Origin of the sequence: Streptomyces tauricus (assembly GCF_014650955.1) — a bacterium.
Classification (GTDB): domain Bacteria; phylum Actinomycetota; class Actinomycetes; order Streptomycetales; family Streptomycetaceae; genus Streptomyces; species Streptomyces tauricus.
The window spans coordinates 174,385-193,340 of the sequence record NZ_BMVY01000002.1 but is presented as its reverse complement, the minus strand read 5'-3'; the positions used below and the strand labels follow the sequence as shown (position 1 = coordinate 193,340).

General features: G+C 70.4%; 19 protein-coding genes. 15 read left to right on the top strand and 4 right to left on the bottom strand.

Annotation, left to right across the window (positions count from 1 at the left end; genetic code table 11):
• Window positions 1-2: 2 nt before the first annotated feature.
• The 10 genes from IE278_RS05515 to IE278_RS05470 all read left to right on the top strand — a co-directional run bounded on the left by IE278_RS05515 (window position 3) and on the right by IE278_RS05470 (window position 7,608).
• Window positions 3-893 carry a DUF5936 domain-containing protein gene (locus IE278_RS05515; protein ID WP_189769370.1) on the top strand — a complete coding sequence of 297 codons (891 nt, stop codon included), beginning with the start codon at window positions 3-5 and terminating at the stop codon, window positions 891-893.
• 1 nt (window position 894) lies between these two features.
• Window positions 895-2,322: a sensor histidine kinase gene (locus tag IE278_RS05510; protein ID WP_189769368.1), complete on the top strand. Its 1,428-nt coding sequence runs from the start codon at window positions 895-897 to the stop codon at window positions 2,320-2,322.
• Window positions 2,315-3,067, top strand: coding sequence for a response regulator (locus IE278_RS05505; RefSeq protein ID WP_189769366.1), 753 nt, complete (start codon window positions 2,315-2,317; stop codon window positions 3,065-3,067). The genes IE278_RS05510 and IE278_RS05505 overlap by 8 nt, the downstream gene beginning before the upstream one ends.
• Window positions 3,068-3,172: 105 nt before the next feature.
• A complete protein-coding gene (locus IE278_RS05500; RefSeq protein WP_189769908.1) occupies window positions 3,173-3,406 on the top strand; it encodes a hypothetical protein in 234 nt (77 codons plus the stop codon).
• Window positions 3,403-4,008 carry a pilus assembly protein TadG-related protein gene (locus tag IE278_RS05495; protein WP_189769826.1) on the top strand — a complete coding sequence of 202 codons (606 nt, stop codon included), beginning with the start codon at window positions 3,403-3,405 and terminating at the stop codon, window positions 4,006-4,008. The genes IE278_RS05500 and IE278_RS05495 overlap by 4 nt, the downstream gene beginning before the upstream one ends.
• A 15-nt stretch (window positions 4,009-4,023) precedes the next feature.
• On the top strand, window positions 4,024-4,617 hold the full coding sequence (locus tag IE278_RS05490) for a hypothetical protein (protein WP_189769364.1): 594 nt from the start codon (window positions 4,024-4,026) through the stop codon (window positions 4,615-4,617).
• A gap of 2 nt (window positions 4,618-4,619) precedes the next feature.
• The gene (locus IE278_RS05485; protein ID WP_189769361.1) at window positions 4,620-5,243 is read left to right on the top strand and encodes an OmpA family protein; all 624 of its coding nucleotides are present in this window, start codon (window positions 4,620-4,622) and stop codon (window positions 5,241-5,243) included.
• Window positions 5,244-5,307: 64 nt separating this feature from the next.
• Window positions 5,308-6,183, top strand: coding sequence for an LLM class flavin-dependent oxidoreductase (locus IE278_RS05480; protein ID WP_189769359.1), 876 nt, complete (start codon window positions 5,308-5,310; stop codon window positions 6,181-6,183).
• Window positions 6,184-6,242: 59 nt separating this feature from the next.
• Window positions 6,243-6,752 carry a GNAT family N-acetyltransferase gene (locus IE278_RS05475; protein ID WP_189769357.1) on the top strand — a complete coding sequence of 170 codons (510 nt, stop codon included), beginning with the start codon at window positions 6,243-6,245 and terminating at the stop codon, window positions 6,750-6,752.
• Window positions 6,753-6,804: 52 nt separating this feature from the next.
• Window positions 6,805-7,608 carry a class I SAM-dependent methyltransferase gene (locus IE278_RS05470; RefSeq protein ID WP_189769355.1) on the top strand — a complete coding sequence of 268 codons (804 nt, stop codon included), beginning with the start codon at window positions 6,805-6,807 and terminating at the stop codon, window positions 7,606-7,608.
• Between the two features lie 72 nt (window positions 7,609-7,680).
• Here the strand turns inward: IE278_RS05470 and IE278_RS05465 are convergent, their stop codons facing one another.
• Window positions 7,681-8,031, bottom strand: coding sequence for an ArsR/SmtB family transcription factor (locus tag IE278_RS05465; protein WP_189769352.1), 351 nt, complete (start codon window positions 8,029-8,031; stop codon window positions 7,681-7,683).
• A 56-nt stretch (window positions 8,032-8,087) separates the two neighbouring features.
• Between IE278_RS05465 and IE278_RS05460 the strand changes: the two genes are divergently transcribed.
• A complete protein-coding gene (locus IE278_RS05460) occupies window positions 8,088-10,043 on the top strand; it encodes a heavy metal translocating P-type ATPase (RefSeq protein WP_373311906.1) in 1,956 nt (651 codons plus the stop codon).
• Between the two features lie 166 nt (window positions 10,044-10,209).
• Here the strand turns inward: IE278_RS05460 and IE278_RS05455 are convergent, their stop codons facing one another.
• A complete protein-coding gene (locus IE278_RS05455) occupies window positions 10,210-11,385 on the bottom strand; it encodes a winged helix DNA-binding domain-containing protein (RefSeq protein WP_189769348.1) in 1,176 nt (391 codons plus the stop codon).
• A gap of 976 nt (window positions 11,386-12,361) precedes the next feature.
• Here IE278_RS05455 and IE278_RS05450 point away from each other — a divergent pair.
• The 4 genes from IE278_RS05450 to IE278_RS05435 all read left to right on the top strand — a co-directional run bounded on the left by IE278_RS05450 (window position 12,362) and on the right by IE278_RS05435 (window position 17,430).
• Window positions 12,362-13,135: an isoprenyl transferase gene (locus tag IE278_RS05450; protein WP_189769346.1), complete on the top strand. Its 774-nt coding sequence runs from the start codon at window positions 12,362-12,364 to the stop codon at window positions 13,133-13,135.
• A 339-nt stretch (window positions 13,136-13,474) separates the two neighbouring features.
• A complete protein-coding gene (gene phoH2 / locus IE278_RS05445; protein WP_107020261.1) occupies window positions 13,475-14,800 on the top strand; it encodes an RNA 5'-3' helicase PhoH2 in 1,326 nt (441 codons plus the stop codon).
• Between the two features lie 435 nt (window positions 14,801-15,235).
• Window positions 15,236-15,943 carry an aggregation-promoting factor C-terminal-like domain-containing protein gene (locus IE278_RS05440; RefSeq protein ID WP_451873380.1) on the top strand — a complete coding sequence of 236 codons (708 nt, stop codon included), beginning with the start codon at window positions 15,236-15,238 and terminating at the stop codon, window positions 15,941-15,943.
• A 134-nt stretch (window positions 15,944-16,077) separates the two neighbouring features.
• The gene (locus tag IE278_RS05435; protein ID WP_189769342.1) at window positions 16,078-17,430 is read left to right on the top strand and encodes an AI-2E family transporter; all 1,353 of its coding nucleotides are present in this window, start codon (window positions 16,078-16,080) and stop codon (window positions 17,428-17,430) included.
• Between the two features lie 313 nt (window positions 17,431-17,743).
• Here IE278_RS05435 and IE278_RS05430 read toward each other — a convergent pair whose 3' ends face one another.
• Together IE278_RS05430 and IE278_RS05425 are read right to left on the bottom strand one after the other, a co-directional pair.
• Window positions 17,744-18,277 (bottom strand): alkyl hydroperoxide reductase, encoded by a 534-nt coding sequence (locus IE278_RS05430; protein ID WP_189769340.1) that lies wholly within the window; start codon window positions 18,275-18,277, stop codon window positions 17,744-17,746.
• Window positions 18,278-18,280: 3 nt separating this feature from the next.
• Complete coding sequence (locus IE278_RS05425; protein WP_189769338.1) at window positions 18,281-18,835, bottom strand: peroxiredoxin; 555 nt, start codon at window positions 18,833-18,835, stop codon at window positions 18,281-18,283.
• Window positions 18,836-18,956: the final 121 nt, after the last annotated feature.

Here is an 18,956-nt window from a genome sequence, read left to right as displayed (position 1 = left end):
CCGTGTTCGCTCTGCTGCTCGCCGCGCTGACCGGCCTCGCCGTCGCGGGCTTCCTCCTCGGCATCCGCATGTACCGCGCGGAGGCCAAGCTCCCCGGCGACATGGCCCTCGCGCTGGAGGTCGGCGGCACCCGCGTCTCCAAGGCGGACTCGGCCGTCGACCGCCTCGGCATGCGCTTCGCCCCGCTCGTGCTGCGCCTGATGGGCCCCCGGCGCGTGGACGCCAAACGCCGCCGGATCGACATGGCGGGCAACCCCGGCGGCCTGACCCTGAACCGTTACGCGGCCCGCCGCGCGGTGTACGGCGTCTTCGGCGTCCTGCTCTTCCTGATCTTCCTCTCCAACGGCCGGACCCTCTTCGCCCTGATGGCCCTGGCGTTCGGCCTGCTGGCCGCCGACGCCCTGATCTGGCAGGCGATCCGCGAGCGCAAGGAGGTCATCGACCGCACCCTCCCCGACTTCCTGGACGTCCTGGCGGTCGTGGTGTCGGCGGGCCTCGGCTTCCGCCAGGCCCTGGAGCGCGTGGCCGAACACTACGAGGGCCCGTGGGCGGACGAGCTGCGCATCACGCTCCGCCAGATGGACATGGGCGTGAGCCGCCGCCAGGCCTTCGACGAACTGCGTCGGCGCAACTCCTCGGAGCAGGTGGCCCAGTTCGTCTCGGCCCTCCAGCAGGGCGAGGAACTGGGTTCCCCGATCGCCGACACCCTCATCCAGCTCGCCACGGACATGCGCCGCACCGACGCCCAGAACTCCCGCCGCCGGGCGGCGAAGACGATCCCCAAGGCGACCATGGTCACGCTGGTCTTCATGCTCCCGGCCACGATGATCCTCATCGCCACGGGCATGTTCCTGGGCTCCGGTACGAACTTCGGCTCGATCCTGGGGCGCTGAGATGACGGGCAGCGGCTGGAAGCACCGGTGGCCCCGACCGGGTCGGGGGCCCGGGGACCTGCGCGCCCAGCCGCCACGACCGCGCACCCGCAGACGGCGAACCCCGCTCCCCACCACAGGCACCGGCTACTTCGCGGAGGACGCCGCTGCCCCGCCCGGCATCCGCCTCCAGCTCAACGCCCTCCAGGCCCTCTGCCGTCAGGCCTTCGCGATCCGCCTCACCCTGATCGCGATAGGCGCCCCCTTCGCGACGGCGAACGCCGCCGACGGCTTCCCCCGCCACGCCGTCCTCACCGCCGCGGTCCTGGGCGTGATGGGCTCGTACGCCATGCTCAGAGACTGGGACAGATGCGCGCCCCAGCTGCTGGCCCACCCCACCCTCATGGCGGTGGACCTGGTCTTCGGCGCGATACTCCTGCTCACGGCGTCCCCCGCGTCCCCCCTCGCGTACGCGGCGGTCTGCACGCCCCTCCTCTCGGGCCTGCTGTATGGCTGGCGCGGCTCCGGGGTCTTCACGGGACTGCAACTGGTTGTCCTGCTCACGGTGTTCAGGGCGTGGGACCACCGCCCGGGCGCCGGCGCGAGCACCCTCCTGATCGCGGGCTTCTGCGTCGCGGCGGGCGTCATCGGCGTCACCCTGCGAAACCTGATGTTCCGCTTCGGCACGGCCAGCCAGGCGCTCGCGGAGGCGAACTCCCGCCTGGCGGTGGCTGAGGCGGTCGAGTCGGAGCGCGCCCGCCTGGCCCGTGAGATGCACGACTCCGTGGCGAAGACCCTGCACGGTCTCGCCCTGTCGGCGGAGGCCCTGGCGCTGGCCGCGGACCACCGCACGGACCCCCACACCCTCAAGTCCCAGGCGACCGCGGTGGCGGGAGCGGCACGCCGGGCGGCGACGGAGTCCAGAGAACTGCTCACGGACCTACGGGCCCACACGGCCCTGTCCCACCCGCCGATGGACATGGCGACGGAACTGGCGGCCAGGGTCCAGGACTTCGAGTCCCGTACGAACATCAAGGCGACCATCACCACCCCCACCCCCACCCCCGATCCGTGCCAGGCCCTCGCCCTCCCCCCGGGGGCGCCCCGCCAACTCCTGGCGATCGCCTCGGAGGCGCTGGAGAACGCCCACCGCCACGCGAACGCGACCCACGTGGAGGTGACCCTCGAAGCCGCGTACGGCGTCCTGCGCCTGACCGTCCGGGACGACGGCGTAGGCACGGCCGTCTCCCTGGACGACGTACAGGTCCTGGCGAATACCGGCCACTTCGGCCTGCTGGGCATGCTGGAACGCGCGGCATCGGTGGGCGCGGACCTCCACCTGCACAGCCGCGCGGACAGAGGCACGGAGATCGAGCTGACCCTCCCCTGTCCCACCCCCTCCCCTCAATACCCCTCACACTCCCCTCAAGAGGAGGCCGCACATGCCTGACCAGGCACTTCCCGGCCCGCCCCTACGAGTGCTGGTGGCCGACGACAACCCGGTCGTACGGGCCGGCCTCGCGGCCCTCCTGACGGCCCACCCCGACATCCATGTCGCGGCCCAGGCGTCGAACGGCGCGGAGGCGATCGCCTCCGCGACCTGTCACGCTCCCGACGTGATCCTCCTGGACGTGCGCATGCCCGACACCGACGGCCTGACCGCGCTTCCCCGGCTGGCGCGGCTCGCGCCGGTGATGATGCTGACGTACAGCCGTGAACCCGAGGTGGTGGCCGAGGCGTTGCGCCGGGGCGCGGTCGGCTACCTCGTGCACGGGGAGTTCACGGCTGACGAACTGATCACGGCGGTACGGAGTCTGCGGGACGGTACGGCCACCTTCACGTCGTCCGCCGTGGATGTCTCGGATTCGCTCGGTGTTTCGTACGAACCGAACCAAAACTCTTCGCAGCTGCAATCGGTTGTGGCACAGTCGTGGAAGGCTCGCCCCGCCTACGCGACGGGACTCCACCGTCGCGGCCACAACCGCCTGGATCACGACCTGAGTTCACGGGAGGTGGAGGTCATGGATCTCATCGCGGCCGGCATGAGCAACCAGCAGATCGCCGCCACGTGCTTCATCAGCGAGAAGACGGTGAAGAATCACATCAACCGCATCTTCGCGAAGCTGCACAGCTCTTCCCGCAGCGAAGCGATCGCCTGCTGGCTGGGCACGGCCCACGGGGGGTGGAACGAATGACTCCGCCAAGGAGAAGTTGGGCCCCTGGACCCACCCGCAGTAGGCGGATTCTCACGTACGGTGCGCGGGACGGTAGTGGTTTTGGGTGGGAGGGAAGGGATCACAGTGACCAAGAACCTGGAGCCGGAGACGTCCACGGGGACAGCGCTTCGCGGACGGGTCCGGACCGTGGCCTCCCGGATGCGCGGTCGGGACCGGGACGCGGGGGCGGGCTTCGTGGAGTACGCGGGCCTGATGATCCTGATCGCCGGGATCTTCACGCTGATCGACGGCCTCGGACTGGACGGACTGATCTCCGGCGCGATCCTGGACGCGGTCAACCAGGTCATCGGCGGCTGACCGCCGCAGTTCCGCGCGGTGACCGGGGGTCGACACTCCCCATCTCCATCTGGCTGACGGGGATCCTGCTCTTCGCCGCGTTCGCCTTCTTCGCATTCGCCCAAGCGGCGTCCGCCCGGAACGGAGCACAGTCCGCGGCGGACGCCGCTGCGTTGGCCGCGGCTCAGGACGCCAGGGACGAGCTGATGGAGGGCCTGGAAGGCGCCATCGGCGTGGACGACGACTGGCTGGACTGGCTCGACGGCGACGGGTTCGACGGCGCCGGAGCCGCGGCCGCGGCAGGGGAGCTGGCCGCCGAGAACGACGCGAGCGTAACGGGATTCGCGCCCTACACCGCGGCCGGGTTCCCCGGCTACCAGGTGGAGATCCAGACCAACTACACGGTCGGGGACTCGATCATTCCGGGCACGGAGGGCATGCGGGCGAACGCCGATGCCGCGGCCGTCATCAAGCCCCGCTGCGACTTCGACGTACCCGAGGATCCGAAAGACGTCGTCGAACTGGATTGTGACGGCGAACTTTTGGACATCGACCCCGAAGATTTCGATTTGGACGACCTTCCCGACGCGTCCGTGCTGTTCTCTGTGCAACTGGCCGAGTGAAAGGAAGCCGTACCGATGAACATTCGGCGCACCACGAAGGGCCGCACGGTACTGACCGCCGTGGCGATCACGACTGGGCTGGTCCTCACGGTGGCCGGCTGCGGCGGGGGTGGCGACGACGAGGGTTCGGACAAGAAGACGTCGTCCTCCTCACCGGCCAAGAACGGTGAGGGCGACGACAGGCAGAGCTCCGAGTCGCCCTCCGCGCAGCAGATCCTGGCCGAAGTGAAGAGCGGCGGCCTGACGCTGGCCGTCACCTCGGCGAACAGGGACGAGGGCGGCTTCGTCACCGTCGAGGGGACGGTGACGAACAACAGCGGAAAGTCGTGGGTGGCCGCGGACTGGCGGGGCGACGAGCGGGAGCTGGCCGGCAACGGCGGGTCCATCGCGGGGGCCAGCCTGGTCGACCAGACCGGCAAGAAGAAGTACCTCGTGCTGCGTGACACCGAGGGGCGCTGCCTCTGCACCCGGTTCACCGGGGGCGTCCAGTCGGGCGAGACCACGGAGTGGTTCGCCCAGTTCCCCGCCCCACCCGAAGACACCGCCAAGGTCTCCTTCCAGGTCGGGTCCATGCCCCCGGCCTCCGTAGAGATCTCCGAGGGCGAGTGACCATGCCCCTCACCCCCCGCACCGTGTCGATCACCCTCACCGCCCTCACGACCCTCGTCTTCATGACGCCCCTGACCTCGGCCCATGCGGACGACGAGGACCCGAGCGCCCCGCCGGGCAGCGTCACCACCTCCCCGCCGCCGGAGGTGGACGCGAACAGCCCGGGGCTGAAGCTCGCCGACGGCGCGACCCTCGCCGCCGCGCGGGTCCTCGACATCAAGTCGGTCGTCGAGGACCTCGGCGGGGAGGAGCGGCGCGAGGACACGAACGAGAACGTGACGTTCGCGCTCCAGGCGGAGGTCCTCTTCCCGAAGGACAGCTCGAAGCTCAACCCGGAGGCGAACGCCCGCATCGCGACGATCGCGGAGGAGATCAAGGCCCAGAAGGCCACGAACGTCCGCGTCTTCGGCTTCACGGACAACCTCGGCTCGTACGCCCACGGCCTCACCCTCTCCAAGCGGCGCGCGGAGGTCGTGCACGAGGAACTGGCCTCGAACCTCGGCGACATGAGCGTCACCTTCGTGGTCCGCGGCTACAGCGAGGACTACCCGATCGCCGACAACACCTCGGAACAGGGCCGCCGCAAGAACCGCCGAGTGGAGGTCACGTTCCCGAAGGAGGCGTGAACGGCCGAGCGCACAGGTGATTGAAGAGTTTGAGCCCCGCCCGTCCCCCGGGTAGGAACAGGCCATGACCTCACTCGGTGCTGTCTTTCGGCCTCAGCTGCCACCAGAACGTCTGCGGGCCGTCGCCCGTGCCGCGGACGACGCCGGGCTCGAAGAGCTCTGGCTGTGGGAGGACTGCTTCCTCGAAGGGGGCATCTCCGCCGCGGCGGCCGCCCTCGCCTGGACCGACCGGCTGCGCGTCGGAGTCGGCCTCCTCCCCGTGCCGCTCCGCAACGTCGCCGTCACCGCCATGGAGGCCGCCACCCTGCACCGGCTCTTCCCGGGCCGGCCCGTCCTGGGCGTCGGCCACGGCGTGCAGGACTGGATGGGGCAGGTCGGCGCGCGGGCCGAGTCGCCCGTGACGCTCCTGCGCGAGTACCTCGCCGCCCTGCGCGCCCTGCTCGCCGGTGAGCGCGTCACCACCGACGGCCGGTACGTGAAGCTCGACGGTGTCGCCCTCGACTGGCCCCCGCCCGCCCCCGTGCCGATCCTCGCCGGAGCCACCGGCCCCCGCTCCCTCAAGCTCACCGGAGAGGCCGCGGACGGCACCATCCTCACCGCGAACACGCCCCCCGACGGCGTACGCAAGGCCCGTCAGCTCATCGACGAGGGGCGGGCGTCGGCCTCCCGCACCGACGCCCCGCACAGCGTCGTCGTCTACCTCCTCACCGCCACCGGCCCCGGCGCCGCCGCCCGTCTCCACGCCGAACTGGAGGCCGAAGGCGTGGCGTCGGTCCCGGACCTGGGCGTCGCCGGGGACGCCGGCGCCGTCGCCAAGGCCGTGCAGCGCCTCACGGACGCGGGCGCCGACACGGTCGTCCTCCAGCCCACCGCCGACGAACCGGACCCCGAGGGCTTCATCCGCTTCGCCGCCGAAGAGGTGCGCCCCCTCGTGCCCTGAGCGGCAGCGGGCAGCAGTGGTCCTGCCACTGTCAGTGGCCCCTGCCAGACTCGCTCGGTATGACCCACGACGCGCACGTACGGCTGAGGCCCGTGGAAGAAGCCGACCTTGAGGCGTTCTTCGCGCAGGAGCAGGACACCGAGGCGACCCGCCGGTCGAGGTTCACCGCCCGGCCGCGCGGGCGCTTCATGACCCACTGGGCCACCCGCATCCTCGGCGACGACACCGTCCTTGTACGGACGGTCGACGTGGACGGCGCCCCGGCCGGCCACATCGTCGCCTGGTGGGAGGAAGCGGAGGGGGGAGGGGACGAAAGCGCGGGGACGCGGCGGCGGTTCATCGGGTACTGGCTCGGCCGTCCCTACTGGGGCAGAGGCATCGGCACCGAGGCCCTCGCCCTCTTCCTCCGCGTGGAGAGCGTCCGCCCTCTCCACGCCGACCCGTTCCCCGGGAACACCGCCTCGGTGCGCCTCCTCGAACGCCACGGCTTCCGCCGCGCCGGCACGGTCCAGCATGGCGCCGACATCCACACCCTCCTCGTACTCGACGACGCCCCGGTACAGGAGTAGCCGGGTAGGAAACCTGTCGCGCCCCGCACGCACCCCCTGTCACCATCGCCCGATGAAGCCCTTCCACGAACTCGTCGCCGAAGCCGAGGCCGCCCCCACCGACGGATGGGACTTCTCGTGGTTCGAGGGGCGTGCCACCGAGGAACGCCCCTCCTGGGGGTACGCGCGGGCCATGGCGGAGCGGCTGGCCCACGCGGACGCCGCTCTCGACATCCAGACCGGTGGCGGCGAAGTACTGGCCTCCGCCCGGAAGTTGCCGAGGCTCACCGTCGCCACCGAGGGCTGGCCCTCGAACGTCGCCAAGGCCACCGCCCTGCTCCATCCGCTCGGCGCGGTCGTCGTCGCCGCCCCGGAGGACGCCCCGCTGCCGTTCGGCGACCAGGCCTTCGACCTCGTCGTGAGCCGGCACCCGGTGCGTCCGCGCTGGACGGAGATCGCCCGCGTCCTCAAGCCGGGCGGTACGTACTTCGCCCAGCACGTGGGCCCCGGCAGCGTCTTCGAGATCGTCGAGTACTTCCTCGGCCCGCAGCCGGAAGCAGGGCGCAACGACCGCCACCCCGACCGCGAGCGCGCCGGCGCCGAGGCGGCCGGTCTGCGGATCGTCGACCTGCGGGCGGCGCGGCTGCGGATGGAGTTCCACGACATCGGGGCCGTCGTGCACTTCCTGCGGAAGGTGGTGTGGATGGTCCCCGACTTCACCGTCGACCGGTACCGCACCCGGCTGCTGAGCCTGCACGAACGGATCGTGGCCGAGGGCCCGTTCGTGGCCCACAGCACCCGCCACCTCATCGAGGCCCGCAAGCCCGAAGCCCAAAACGTGAAGCCCGAAGCCCAAAACGTGAAGCCCGAAGCCTGACCACGGCCGTCGGCCGCCAGCCGCTGTCGATGGCCGCCGACCGTCATGCCATGAACGTGCACGCCATGAACGTCACGCCTCGTCCCGCAGCCCCAGCCGCAGATGCTCCACGTGATGCAGCGCCTGCTCCAGCAGCTCCGCCACATGGTGGTCGTACAGCGCGTACACGATCGACCGTCCGCGCCGCTCTCCCGTGACGAGCCCCAGGTTGCGCAGCAGCCGCAGCTGGTGGGAGCACGCCGACTGTTCGAGGTCCGCCGCCTCGGCGAGTTCGCCGACCGCGCACGGTCCCTCCCGCAGGCGCGCCAGGATGCGCAGCCGGGAGGGCGTGGCGAGGGCCTGGAGCGTCGCCGCGACGTCCGCGGCGCCCACGGCGTCCAGACGGTCGCGGATGCTGCTCTTCGCATCGACTCCATGACCCATGCCGTCATCGTAGCGAGGCGTCCGCGCCAGCTACCGGAATGAATGAAGACCTATTCATGTGTTCCTGTATGGTGGCGCTCGTGCAGCCAGCCGACACCCGTCTCCTCGCCCTGCCCGAAGCCCGTTGGGCCGCCGTCTCCACGGCGGCCTTCCTGCTCGCGCTCCCGCTCCAACTGCTCGGCGCGACCGCCTGGCTGTGGGGCCTGCTGTACGCCGCGGCCTATCTGGCCGGCGGCTGGGAGCCCGCGCTCGAAGGGCTCAGGGCACTGCGTGCGAAAACCCTCGACGTCGACCTGCTGATGATCGTCGCGGCGCTCGGCGCCGCCTCGATCGGCCAGGTCATGGACGGCGCGCTGCTCATCGTCATCTTCGCCACCTCGGGCGCGATGGAGGCCCTGGCCACCGCGCGCACCGAGGACAGCGTCCGCGGCCTCCTCGGTCTGGCACCCCCCACCGCCACCCGACTCCACCCCGTGAGCGGCGCGGAGGGCGCAGATGGCGCGCAGGGTGCGGAGGAGCGGGAGGAAACCGTCGCGGCCGACTCCCTCGCCATCGGGGACGTGATCCTCGTCCGGCCCGGTGAGCGCGTCGGGGCCGACGGCCGCGTCCTGGACGGCGCGAGCGACATCGACCAGGCGACCATCACCGGCGAACCCCTGCCCGTACCGAAGGCCGTGGGCGACGAGGTCTTCGCCGGGACCCTGAACGGGACCGGCGCCCTGCGCGTCCGCGTCGAGCGCGACCCCTCCGACACGGTCATCGCGCGGGTCGTCGCCCTCGTCGAGGAGGCGTCCCGCACGAAGGCCCCGACCCAGCTCTTCGTCGAGCGGATCGAACACCGCTACGCGCTCGGCATGGTGGCCGCGACCGTCCTCGTCTTCGCGGTCCCGCTCGCGTTCGGCGCCGACCTCACCGGGGCGCTGCTGCGCGCCATGACCTTCATGATCGTCGCGTCACCCTGCGCGGTGGTCCTGGCGACGATGCCGCCGCTCCTGTCGGCCATCGCCAACGCGGGCCGCCACGGCGTGCTCATCAAGTCCGCCGTCGTCATGGAACGCCTCGGGCAGACCGACCGGATCGCCTACGACAAGACCGGCACGCTCACCGAGGGCACCCCCCACCTCACCAAGATCCTCCCGGAACCCGGCTTCTCGGAGAACGAGCTGCTGCTCCTCGCGGCCTCCGCCGAGCACCGCAGCGAGCACCCGCTGGCCCGCGCGATCGTGGCCGCCGCCCAGGACCTCCCGCGCGAGGACGCCTGTGGAAAGCCCCTCGCGAACCCGCTCCAGGAGGCGTACGACTTCCGGTCCGCGCCCGGGTGCGGAGTCACCGCGACCGTGGCGGGACGCGAGGTGGCGGTCGGTTCGCCCGAGCGTCTCGGCGAGGGAGCGGCGGTCCCGGACACCGACGGCACGGCGGTCGTGGTGCGCGTGGACGGCGTACGCGCGGGCTGGCTGCTCCTCGCCGACCGGATCCGCCCCGGCGCCCCCGCGGCCGTCTCCGCGCTGAACCGACTCACCACCGCCCCGCCCGCCCTCCTCACCGGCGACAACCCCCGGGCCGCCCACGCGATGGCCGGGCGGACCGGCCTCGCCTCCGAGGGGGTACGCGCCGGCCTGCTCCCGCACGAGAAGGCCGAGGCGGTACGGGACCTGGGCGGCAGGGTGCTCTTCGTCGGCGACGGTGTGAACGACGCGCCCGCCCTGGCCGCCGCCCATACCGGTGTCGCGATGGGCCGGGCGGGCTCGGACCTGGCCCTGGAGACCGCGGACGCCGTACTCGTCCACGACGACCTCACGGCCCTCCCCAAGGCGGTCGCCCTGTCCCGCCGCGCCCGGCGTCTGGTCGTGCAGAACCTGTGCCTGGCGGGGGCGTTCATCGGCGTCCTGGTCGTCTGGGACCTGGTCGGCCACCTGCCGCTGCCTCTCGGCGTCGCGGGCCACGAGGGCTCCACGATCCTGGTCGGGCTCAACGGCCTGCGCCTGCTCCGGGAGAGCGCCTGGCGCGACTAGACCCCGACGGCCGACCGGGTCAGGCCCGGACGCGCCCCCAGGCATGGAGCCACGTCAGGCATGGAGCCACGTCAGGCCTGGAGCCAACCCGAGGCCGGCGCCACCTCAGGACCGTGACCCGCGACCCGTGACCCGCGACCGGTCACCGGCCCCGAAGGCCAGGGGCTCAGGCGTGCGGCCCCGCCGTCACCTTCCCCACCACCAGTTCCGGTACCGCCTCCAGGATCTCCCCGACGCGCTCGACCTGTTCGCCCAGCTCCCTCTCCTGCGCGCCGGTCAGCCGTCCCAGCGGTTCCACCGTCACCGTCGTCCGCTTCCCCTGCCGCCGCTGGTGCCAGACACCCGCGACCACTCCGTCGACGAGCAGCACGGGAAAGTTCCCCGCCTGCCCGCCGGCCAGGGCCCGTTCGTAGGCGGCGCCGGGAAACATCCGCTCACGCGGCTGGGCGGCGACGGCGTACGCGTCGAAATAGGGGAGGAGTCGCACACCCCGTACGGCCTCGGTCGGGAAGTCCTTGTCGCCCGCCACCACCCAGGCCGGCGTCCCCTCGAAGTCGACCTCCTCGATCCCGCCGGACGCGGCCAGCGACGAGAAGAGACCGGCGGCCCAACCCCGGGGCGCGGCGGCCCACTTGGCGAAGTGCTGGGGCGTCGCCGGACCGTACGCGTGCAGATAGTGGCGTACGAGGGTGGCGAGAGCCTCGTCGGAGGGGAGCGGGTCGAAGCGCGGGGGGCGGGTGTACGTCGCCTTGCGGCCCCGGTTGGGGGCGAAGCACAGGGCGCCGGACTGGCCCGCGCGGTGCATCACCTGGCGCCAGCGCGGCCACTTGCCCTGGAACGCCTCCATCACCAGATCCCCGGCCCACGGTCCGGTGCCGGCCACGACCTCCTCGGACAGCTCGTCGATGGTCAGCTGCCGGCCGTCGAGGGCGTCGCCGACCGCCGCGACGACCTGCTCCTCCTGGTCGGCGGTCATGCGCACCGCGGGGGGCAGGGTGGTGGTGCCCGGCACGGCGGTCAGCGCCGCGCTCCAGAAGGGGAGCTCGTCGGCGGCGAGGAGATGGATCGTGCCGCGCGGCCCGTACGTCTTCACCAGGCTCCGGTCGTCCCACAGCGCCGACCGCACGTCCTGGCGGGTCGCGCCGCCGAGCCGCAGGGCCAGGGAGAGCTCGGCCGCGGACAGGACCTGCGCGTGCACGGCGAGCAGCGTGGACGCGACCGCGGCGACGGAGGTCCCGGACCGCGCGGGCAGGTGCAGCAGCTGACGTCCGTAGCGCCGCGCGCTCGCCTCGCCCCAGGTGACCTTCGCGACCTTCGTGACCCTCGTCATCCTCGATGTCATGACGGCGACGCTAGGGGGGAAGTAGGTCAGATCCTGGCCGCTGTGTGTCAGGTGCCAGTCCCCGGTCGCTGTCGGCCGCGCGACCCCGACCCCACGTACGGCCAAATGGTGAGCAATCAACCTATGTGTGTCAATGAGGGAAATTACCTGCTGTAAACACTTAAGAGGTTGCAAAGATTGCCTATTGCCTGCCGGCCCGTGTGAGGGCGGCTACAAAAATCCCTGAAACGCTCACAGAGTTTCCACATCGTTATGCCGATTGGCTCATTCCGCTCTCCGGGGTCCCGTAAGTTCGGACCAAGGCAATTCGCGTCAGCAAAGCTGCGCGGGACGGCACCGCGCTGCGGAGGGGGCTGCGCGGTGCCCGCCACATCCCTTGATTCCCGGGTGATTCCCGGGGCGGAGGCGGTCGTCACCCGGCCGCGTCACTCTTGGGGCGTACGTCCGAGGCGGATGGCTCAACGCCTCATATCCGCGTGCGAACCCCCTGGTTCTCTTCGAATTCTCCCCGATCTCCTTCGAATTCGCTGGGAATCGGCCATGATCTGCCACTGAATGAACGCTTCCACTCCCACTCAGGCGTTGTCGGACGACTCCGGAGAGTAGTTGTGGCACGCCGATGCGCGCGACATCCCTTACGAAGGGTTATGGTGGAAACCCCCCCTCGGGCCGGTCCGTCTCCCCCCCACGGACCGGCCCGTTTTTTGTGCGCTCCTCCGCGCCGGGCGTACGCCCCGGAGCCGCCGTCGTGCCGCCCCGCACGCCCTCGCTCCCCGGCCCGCCGACCCGGTCCGCCTTCCGGGTCCGCTCGCGGTCCGCACCGGCTCGCACCCGACCCGTACTCGTGCCGCACCCGGCCCGTACCCGGTGCGCCCATCGGCCGTGAGCCCTTGTACCCCAAGGGGGAGGGGCGCTCCGGCGGGGGTAGGGTGTCGCCCTCGGGGACTGCCATCTGCACGGAGGGGCTGACGAAGACGTGAACCTGCGCGACAACCTGCGCCGCTTGCTGGTCAGGTTCTATGCACGCAGGGTGGAAGGCCACCTTGACCACGACCAGGTGCCCAAGCACATCGGGGTCATCATGGACGGCAACCGGCGCTGGGCGAAGGCCGCCGGCAGCACGGCCGCCCAGGGGCACCGGGCCGGAGCGGACAAGATCGAGGAATTCCTCGGCTGGTGCTCCGAGACCGACGTCGAGGTCGTCACCCTCTGGCTGTTGTCCACGGACAACTTCGACCGGCCCCAGGAAGAACTCGTACCGCTGCTCGGCATCATCGAGAACGTCGTGAGCTCCCTCGCCGCCGACGGCCGCTGGCGCGTGCACCACGTGGGCACGCCGGACATCCTGCCCGCGCGGATGCAGACCGTCCTGAAGGAGGCCGAGGAGTCCACCGCGCACGTCGACGGAATACTCGTCAACGTCGCCATCGGCTACGGCGGCCGGCAGGAGATCGCCGACGCCGTGCGGTCAATGATCCTCGACCACGCCGACAAGGGCGCCTCGCTGGAGAAGCTCGCCGAGGACGTCAGCGTCGACATGATCGGCAAGCACCTCTACACCAGCGACCAGCCCGACCCCGACCTCGTGATCCGTACGAGCGGTGAGCAGCGGCTGTCCGGATTCATGCTCTGGCAGACGGCCCACTCCGAGTACTACTTCTGCGAGGTCTTCTGGCCGGCCTTCCGCAAGGTCGACTTCCTGCGTGCCCTGCGCGACTACGCGGCCCGCCACCGGCGCTACGGCGGATGAGGGACTGAGGCGGCCCCGCCGTGCGGGGCTGCCGTGGGACCGGGGATTGGTCCTTTGGGGTGGAAGTAATGAGGAGTTCACCAGGGCGCCGTCATGTGTGCTGGCATGGCATGGCTCGTTCGAGGGCATAAAGCCTCCAGGTCGACACCCGAACCACGGGTGTCGGATCTCAGCGGACGGCACGGGGCCGTCCGCCCGGGAGGCCCTTTGCACCAGCGCGACCGTGCGGTCAGTACGGACGAGGCGGAGGGCCGGTTCACGGCCCGTGCATCGGTGCCGGAAACCGGTCCACCTCTCCTCCGTCGCTCCCCGACCTCATCCGAGGGGGTACGTCCTTCCGTGGTGACCAGCACAAAGCGCCGTATGCCAGACCGGCGCACCTATGTTCTCGACACCAGCGTCCTGCTGGCCGACCCGCACGCCATGAACCGCTTCGACGAGCACGAAGTAGTGCTGCCGATCGTCGTGGTCACGGAATTGGAGGCCAAGCGGCACCATCCCGAACTCGGCTACTTCGCCCGGCAGGCCCTGCGTCTGCTGGACGAGTTCCGGGTGAAGTACGGCCGTCTCGACGCTCCCATCCCCACGGGGGAGTTGGGCGGGACGGTCCGTGTCGAGCTCAATCACTCGGACCCCAGCGTGCTGCCGAGCGGCTACCGCCTGGGGGACAACGACTCCCGCATCCTCGCGGTCGCCCGCAATCTGCAGGCGGAGGGCTTCGACGTCACGGTCGTGTCGAAGGACCTGCCGCTGCGGATCAAGGCCTCCTCGGTCGGGCTCCTCGCGGAGGAGTACCGGGCGGAACTCGCCATCACGGGCTCCTCCGGCTGGACCGGAATGTCCGAACTGACGCTCTCCGGCGAGCAGGTGGACCTCCTCTTCGACCAGGAGAGCCTGTACGTCCCCGAGGCGTCCGACTTCCCCGTCCACACGGGTCTGATGATCCAGTCCGAGCGCGGCAAGGCGCTGGGACGTGTGACGGCCGAGGGCAACGTCCGGCTCGTACGCGGGGACAGGGAGGCCTTCGGTATCAAGGGCCGCAGCGCGGAGCAGCGCATCGCGCTGGATCTGCTGCTGGACCCGGACATCGGGATCGTGTCCATGGGCGGCCGGGCCGGCACCGGGAAGTCGGCGCTCGCCCTGTGCGCGGGCCTGGAGGCCGTGCTCGAACGGCGCCAGCACCAGAAGGTGATGGTCTTCCGGCCGCTGTACGCGGTCGGCGGGCAGGAACTGGGCTATCTGCCCGGTTCCGAGTCCGAGAAGATGGGCCCCTGGGCGCAGGCGGTCTTCGACACGCTGTCCGCGGTCACCAGCCGCGAGGTCATCGAGGAGATCACCGCGCGCGGCATGCTGGAGGTCCTGCCGCTCACGCACATCCGCGGCCGTTCCCTCCACGACGCGTTCGTGATCGTGGACGAGGCGCAATCCCTGGAACGGAACGTCCTGTTGACCGTTCTGTCCCGAATCGGCTCGAATTCACGGGTCATCCTGACCCATGACGTGGCCCAGCGGGACAACCTCAGGGTCGGGCGGTACGACGGAGTGGTGGCCGTCGTCGAGAAACTGAAGGGGCATCCGCTCTTTGCGCACGTCACACTCACCAGGTCCGAGCGGTCCCAGATTGCCGCCCTTGTGACCGAAATGCTGGAGGACGGACAGATCTGATCCCGGCTGCCCCACCCGTCCCGCTCTGTGCGACGGGTGGTGGCTGCACGGCAGTTGGCGCCGTCCGGCAAAGGCGAAGAGCCTAGCCGGGCGGCGTCGTCGTGCGCGCTCGTTTCCGAAAAACTTCTGAGGCAAACGAGGTGTGAGCTTTCACACCCAGCACAGAATTGCCTCCCGGCGCCGGGGTACGGCAGAGTCTCACTCCTGTCAGGCCCCGCATACGACACAGCTGTACCCCCAGCGGCGCAGCACAGCACGAACCCCAGAACTCCATATGGCCGTCGTATGCCGCCCGCGCACCACGCGGCGCTCCCCGCAAGGGAGTTGCCCACCGGGCCCGTGCCTCCCGTGACCCCGCAGTTGGGAGGCCAGTGCCAGGGGCAAGATTGCGTCCGCGAGGGTCACCTGTAGCGGTCGATGCTGGAAGGAAACCGTGTGAGCCGGATTTCGGTCCGTGGGCTCGCAGTGGCCTCGGCCACCGCAGTCACCGCTGTCGGCGCTGTTACGGGTGTTGCCTCGGGTAACACCGCACCGGCGAGCGATGACGCCGAGGCAACGGCGAGCGGCGCCACGCTCCTCGCGGACATACCCGCGGGCGCGCAAGCGCAGGTGCAGACCGCCTCTCTGACTCAGCAGGCCGACTCCCAGGCCATCGCGGCGGACGCGACAGCCAAGAAGGACGCCGAGGCAGCCGCGCGCAAGCAGGCGGCCAAGGACGCGGTCGCCAAGCAGAAGGCCGCCGAGAAGGCGGAGAAGGCAGCCAAGGAGGCCAAGGAACGCGAGGAAGAGGAGAAGGTCGCCAGCCGCTCCGCCACGCGTGACGCCTCCAGCTTCGCCGTCCAGTCCTCGTACACCGTCGCCGAGGTCCAGGCGATGGCCCGCCAGCTCGTCCCGGCGGACCAGTTCGCGTGCTTCAGCCGGATCGTCGACCACGAGTCCAGCTGGAACTACCAGGCGGACAACCCCACCTCCGACGCGTTCGGCCTCATGCAGGCCCTGCCGGGTTCGAAGATGTCCTCGGCCGGTGCCGACTGGGCGACCAACCCGGCGACGCAGATCAAGTGGGGCCTCAGCTACATGGACGGCCGCTACGGCAGCCCGTGTGCGGCCTGGAACTTCTGGCAGGCCAACAACTACTACTGAGCCGCCGGCGGCTCAACCCCGCGGAGCCCTTCACCGTCCTACGGTGAGGGGCTTCTGCCATGTACGGTCGATGCCGACGACTCCAGGGACTCCAGGGAGGAGTGGTGGGGAGCAACGGGGGAAGAGGACGGGTCATGTCGCGAGTGCCAGGTTGGTTCGGCCGGATCGGTGCCGGACTCACCGAAGTGGGAGAACGGCTGGACGCGCGCCGCGCGGCCGCCGAGAAGGACGACGACGAGATCGACAAGGGCGAAGGGGCCGGTACGGATTCCTCGTCCTCGTCGCTGTCGGGGCCGTCCCCCGCGGGCACGGTCGCCCACGTCCGTCCGGATCCCGCCACCGCGGTCCCGTGGGGGATGCGGGTCGCCGCCGAGGCGGGCTGGCGTCTGCTCGTCCTCGCGGGCACCGTCTGGGTACTGATGCGGGTCATCAGCGCCGTACAACTGGTCGTCCTGGCCTTCGTCTCCGCGCTGCTCATCACCGCCCTGCTCCAGCCCACGGTCGCCCGCCTGCGCCGGCACGGGTTCCCGCGCGGCCTCGCCACCGCGCTCACCGCGATCCTCGGCTTCGTCATCATGGGGCTGGTCGGATGGTTCGTGGTCTGGCAGGTCATGGAGAACATCAACAACCTCGCCGACCAGATCCAGGACGGCATCGACGAGCTGCAGCGCTGGCTGCTGAACAGCCCGTTCCATGTCACCGAGGACCAGATCAAGGACATCGCCAAGAGCCTGCGCGAGGCGGTCGGGGCGAACACCGAGGAGATCACGTCCGCGGGGCTCGAAGGCGTCACCGTCATCGTGGAGGCGCTCACCGGCATCCTCCTCACGATGTTCTCCACGCTCTTCCTGCTCTACGACGGCAAGCGCATCTGGGAGTGGACGCTCAAGCTGGTCCCGGCCGCGGCGCGTCCCGGAGTGGCGGGAGCGGGGCCGCGGGCCTGGCGCACCCTCACCGCGTACGTCCGCGGGACGGTGATAGTCGCCCTGATCGACGCCATCTTCATCGGACTCGGCATCTTCTTCCTCGACGTCCCGATGGCCGTGCCGCTCGCCGTCTTCATCTTCCTCGGCGCGTTCATCCCGCTGGTCGGTGCCGTCATCTCCGGGGCGCTGGCGGTGGTCGTCGCGCTCGTCACCCAGGGCGTCTTCACCGCCGTCATGACCCTCGCGGTGGTCCTGGCCGTCCAGCAGATCGAGGGCCACATCCTGCAGCCGTTCATCCTCGGACGGGCCGTGCGGGTGCATCCGCTGGCCGTCGTGCTGTCCGTGGCGGCGGGGGGGATGGTCGCGGGGATCGGCGGCGCGGTGGTCGCCGTGCCGCTCGTCGCGGTCACCAACACGGTGGTGGGGTACTTGCGGTCCCACTCGCGTGAGGCGGCGTTGCGGCAGTCGCCGGGGCCGCACGGGTCGACGGCGGCGACGGAGCTGCCGCCGGCGACGGCGACGGTTCCGAAGGACTCGGTACCACCGACACCACCGACGTAGCGAACAGCCTTTTCCTCGCCCCCGCCGCCCCTACCCTCCCCCCACTCTCGGCTTCGCTCGAGCGGGGGGACCCCCATTGTCCCCGCATGGGGGCTGCGCCCCCTCGGCCCCCGTTGTCCTCAAACGCCGGACGGGCTGAAAGACATACGCCCGTCCGGCGACATCTCAGCCCGTCCGGCGTTTGAGGACCGGGGGTTCGGGGGCGGAGCCCCCGAGACGTGGACGGGAACGGGTAGGGGCGGCGGGGGCGAGAACCGCGAAGCCCCGCCCATCTGTCAGGTGAGCGGGGCTTACCGGCGGAGCGGGCCGCAGGCTACTGCGTGAGGGTCGCTTCCGCTTCCAGCGTGACTCCCACGGCCTGCACGACCGCCGCGATCTTGAACGCCTCCTGGATGGTCTCCCGGTCGACCCCGGCCTTACGAAGCACCTGCTCGTGCGAGTCAAGACACTGCCCGCACCCATTGATCGCCGAGACGGCAAGCGACCACAGCTCGAAGTCGACCTTCTCCACACCGGGATTCCCGATGACGTTCATCCGGAGCCCGGCCCGCAGCGTCCCGTACTCCGGGTCGGAGAGCAGATGCCGCGTGCGGTAGAAGACGTTGTTCATCGCCATGACCGCCGCCGCGGACTTCGCCGCCGTGTAGGCCTCGGGCGAGAGCTTCGCGTTCGCCTCCTCCTCCAGCTCACGCAGCACCCGCGGCGACCGCGAGGCGATCGCGCAGGCGAGCACCGTGCCCCACAGCTGCTGCTGCGGAAGGTCGGAGTTGCCGATGACCGAACCGAGGTTCAGCCGAAGGTCCTTGGCGTAGTCCGGAATCGCGGACTTCAGCGCGTCGAGGGACATGGGTCACTCACCGGCCAGCAGCTTGACCGGGTCGAGCGTGGTCTCGCCCTTGGTCCAGTTGCAGGGGCACAGCTCGTCGGTCTGCAGCGCGTCCAGGACCCGCAGGACCTCCTTGGGGTTACGGCCGACGGAGCCGGCGGTCACCATGGAGAACTGGATCTCGTTGTTCTGGTCCACGATGAAGACGGCGCGCTTGGCGAAGCCGTCCTCGCCCTCGATGCCGAGGTCACGCATGAGCTCGTGCCGCGAGTCGGCCATCATCGGGAAGGGCAGGTCGGTGAGGTCCGGGTGGTCCTTGCGCCAGGCGTGGTGCACGAACTCGGAGTCGCCGGAGAAGCCGAGGACCTGGGCGTCACGGTCGGCGAACTCGTCGTTCAGCTTGCCGAACGCGGCGATCTCGGTCGGGCACACGAAGGTGAAGTCCTTGGGCCACGCGAAGACGATCTTCCACTGACCCTCGTACGTCTTGTGGTTGATCTGCTCGAACTCCTCGCCCTTCTCCAGCGAGACACAGGCAGTCAGATCGAACTCGGGGAACTTGTCACCGACAGTGAGCACGCGCTCTCCTAGCAAACGAAGAAAACCCCTTTTCAGGGGTTTCCTCATGGGTTGGACGTCCACGATCGTGGCACAGAGTGCATTGATTAGGGAAATAGCTACACTCGGTCGTGTTGATCGG

What these genes read in the sequence shown, in the direction of transcription:
- IE278_RS05455 (WP_189769348.1), bottom strand. Translation starts at nt 11,385, where the DNA reads ATGACATCGAGGATGACGAGGGTCACGAAGGTCGCGAAGGTCACCTGG.
- IE278_RS05475 (WP_189769357.1), top strand. Translation starts at nt 6,243, where the DNA reads ATGACCCACGACGCGCACGTACGGCTGAGGCCCGTGGAAGAAGCCGAC.
- IE278_RS05480 (WP_189769359.1), top strand. Translation starts at nt 5,308, where the DNA reads ATGACCTCACTCGGTGCTGTCTTTCGGCCTCAGCTGCCACCAGAACGT.
- IE278_RS05485 (WP_189769361.1), top strand. Translation starts at nt 4,620, where the DNA reads ATGCCCCTCACCCCCCGCACCGTGTCGATCACCCTCACCGCCCTCACG.
- IE278_RS05470 (WP_189769355.1), top strand. Translation starts at nt 6,805, where the DNA reads ATGAAGCCCTTCCACGAACTCGTCGCCGAAGCCGAGGCCGCCCCCACC.
- IE278_RS05460 (WP_373311906.1), top strand. Translation starts at nt 8,088, where the DNA reads ATGTGTTCCTGTATGGTGGCGCTCGTGCAGCCAGCCGACACCCGTCTC.
- IE278_RS05430 (WP_189769340.1), bottom strand. Translation starts at nt 18,277, where the DNA reads ATGTCCCTCGACGCGCTGAAGTCCGCGATTCCGGACTACGCCAAGGAC.
- IE278_RS05435 (WP_189769342.1), top strand. Translation starts at nt 16,078, where the DNA reads ATGTCGCGAGTGCCAGGTTGGTTCGGCCGGATCGGTGCCGGACTCACC.
- IE278_RS05510 (WP_189769368.1), top strand. Translation starts at nt 895, where the DNA reads ATGACGGGCAGCGGCTGGAAGCACCGGTGGCCCCGACCGGGTCGGGGG.
- IE278_RS05465 (WP_189769352.1), bottom strand. Translation starts at nt 8,031, where the DNA reads ATGGGTCATGGAGTCGATGCGAAGAGCAGCATCCGCGACCGTCTGGAC.
- IE278_RS05505 (WP_189769366.1), top strand. Translation starts at nt 2,315, where the DNA reads ATGCCTGACCAGGCACTTCCCGGCCCGCCCCTACGAGTGCTGGTGGCC.
- IE278_RS05490 (WP_189769364.1), top strand. Translation starts at nt 4,024, where the DNA reads ATGAACATTCGGCGCACCACGAAGGGCCGCACGGTACTGACCGCCGTG.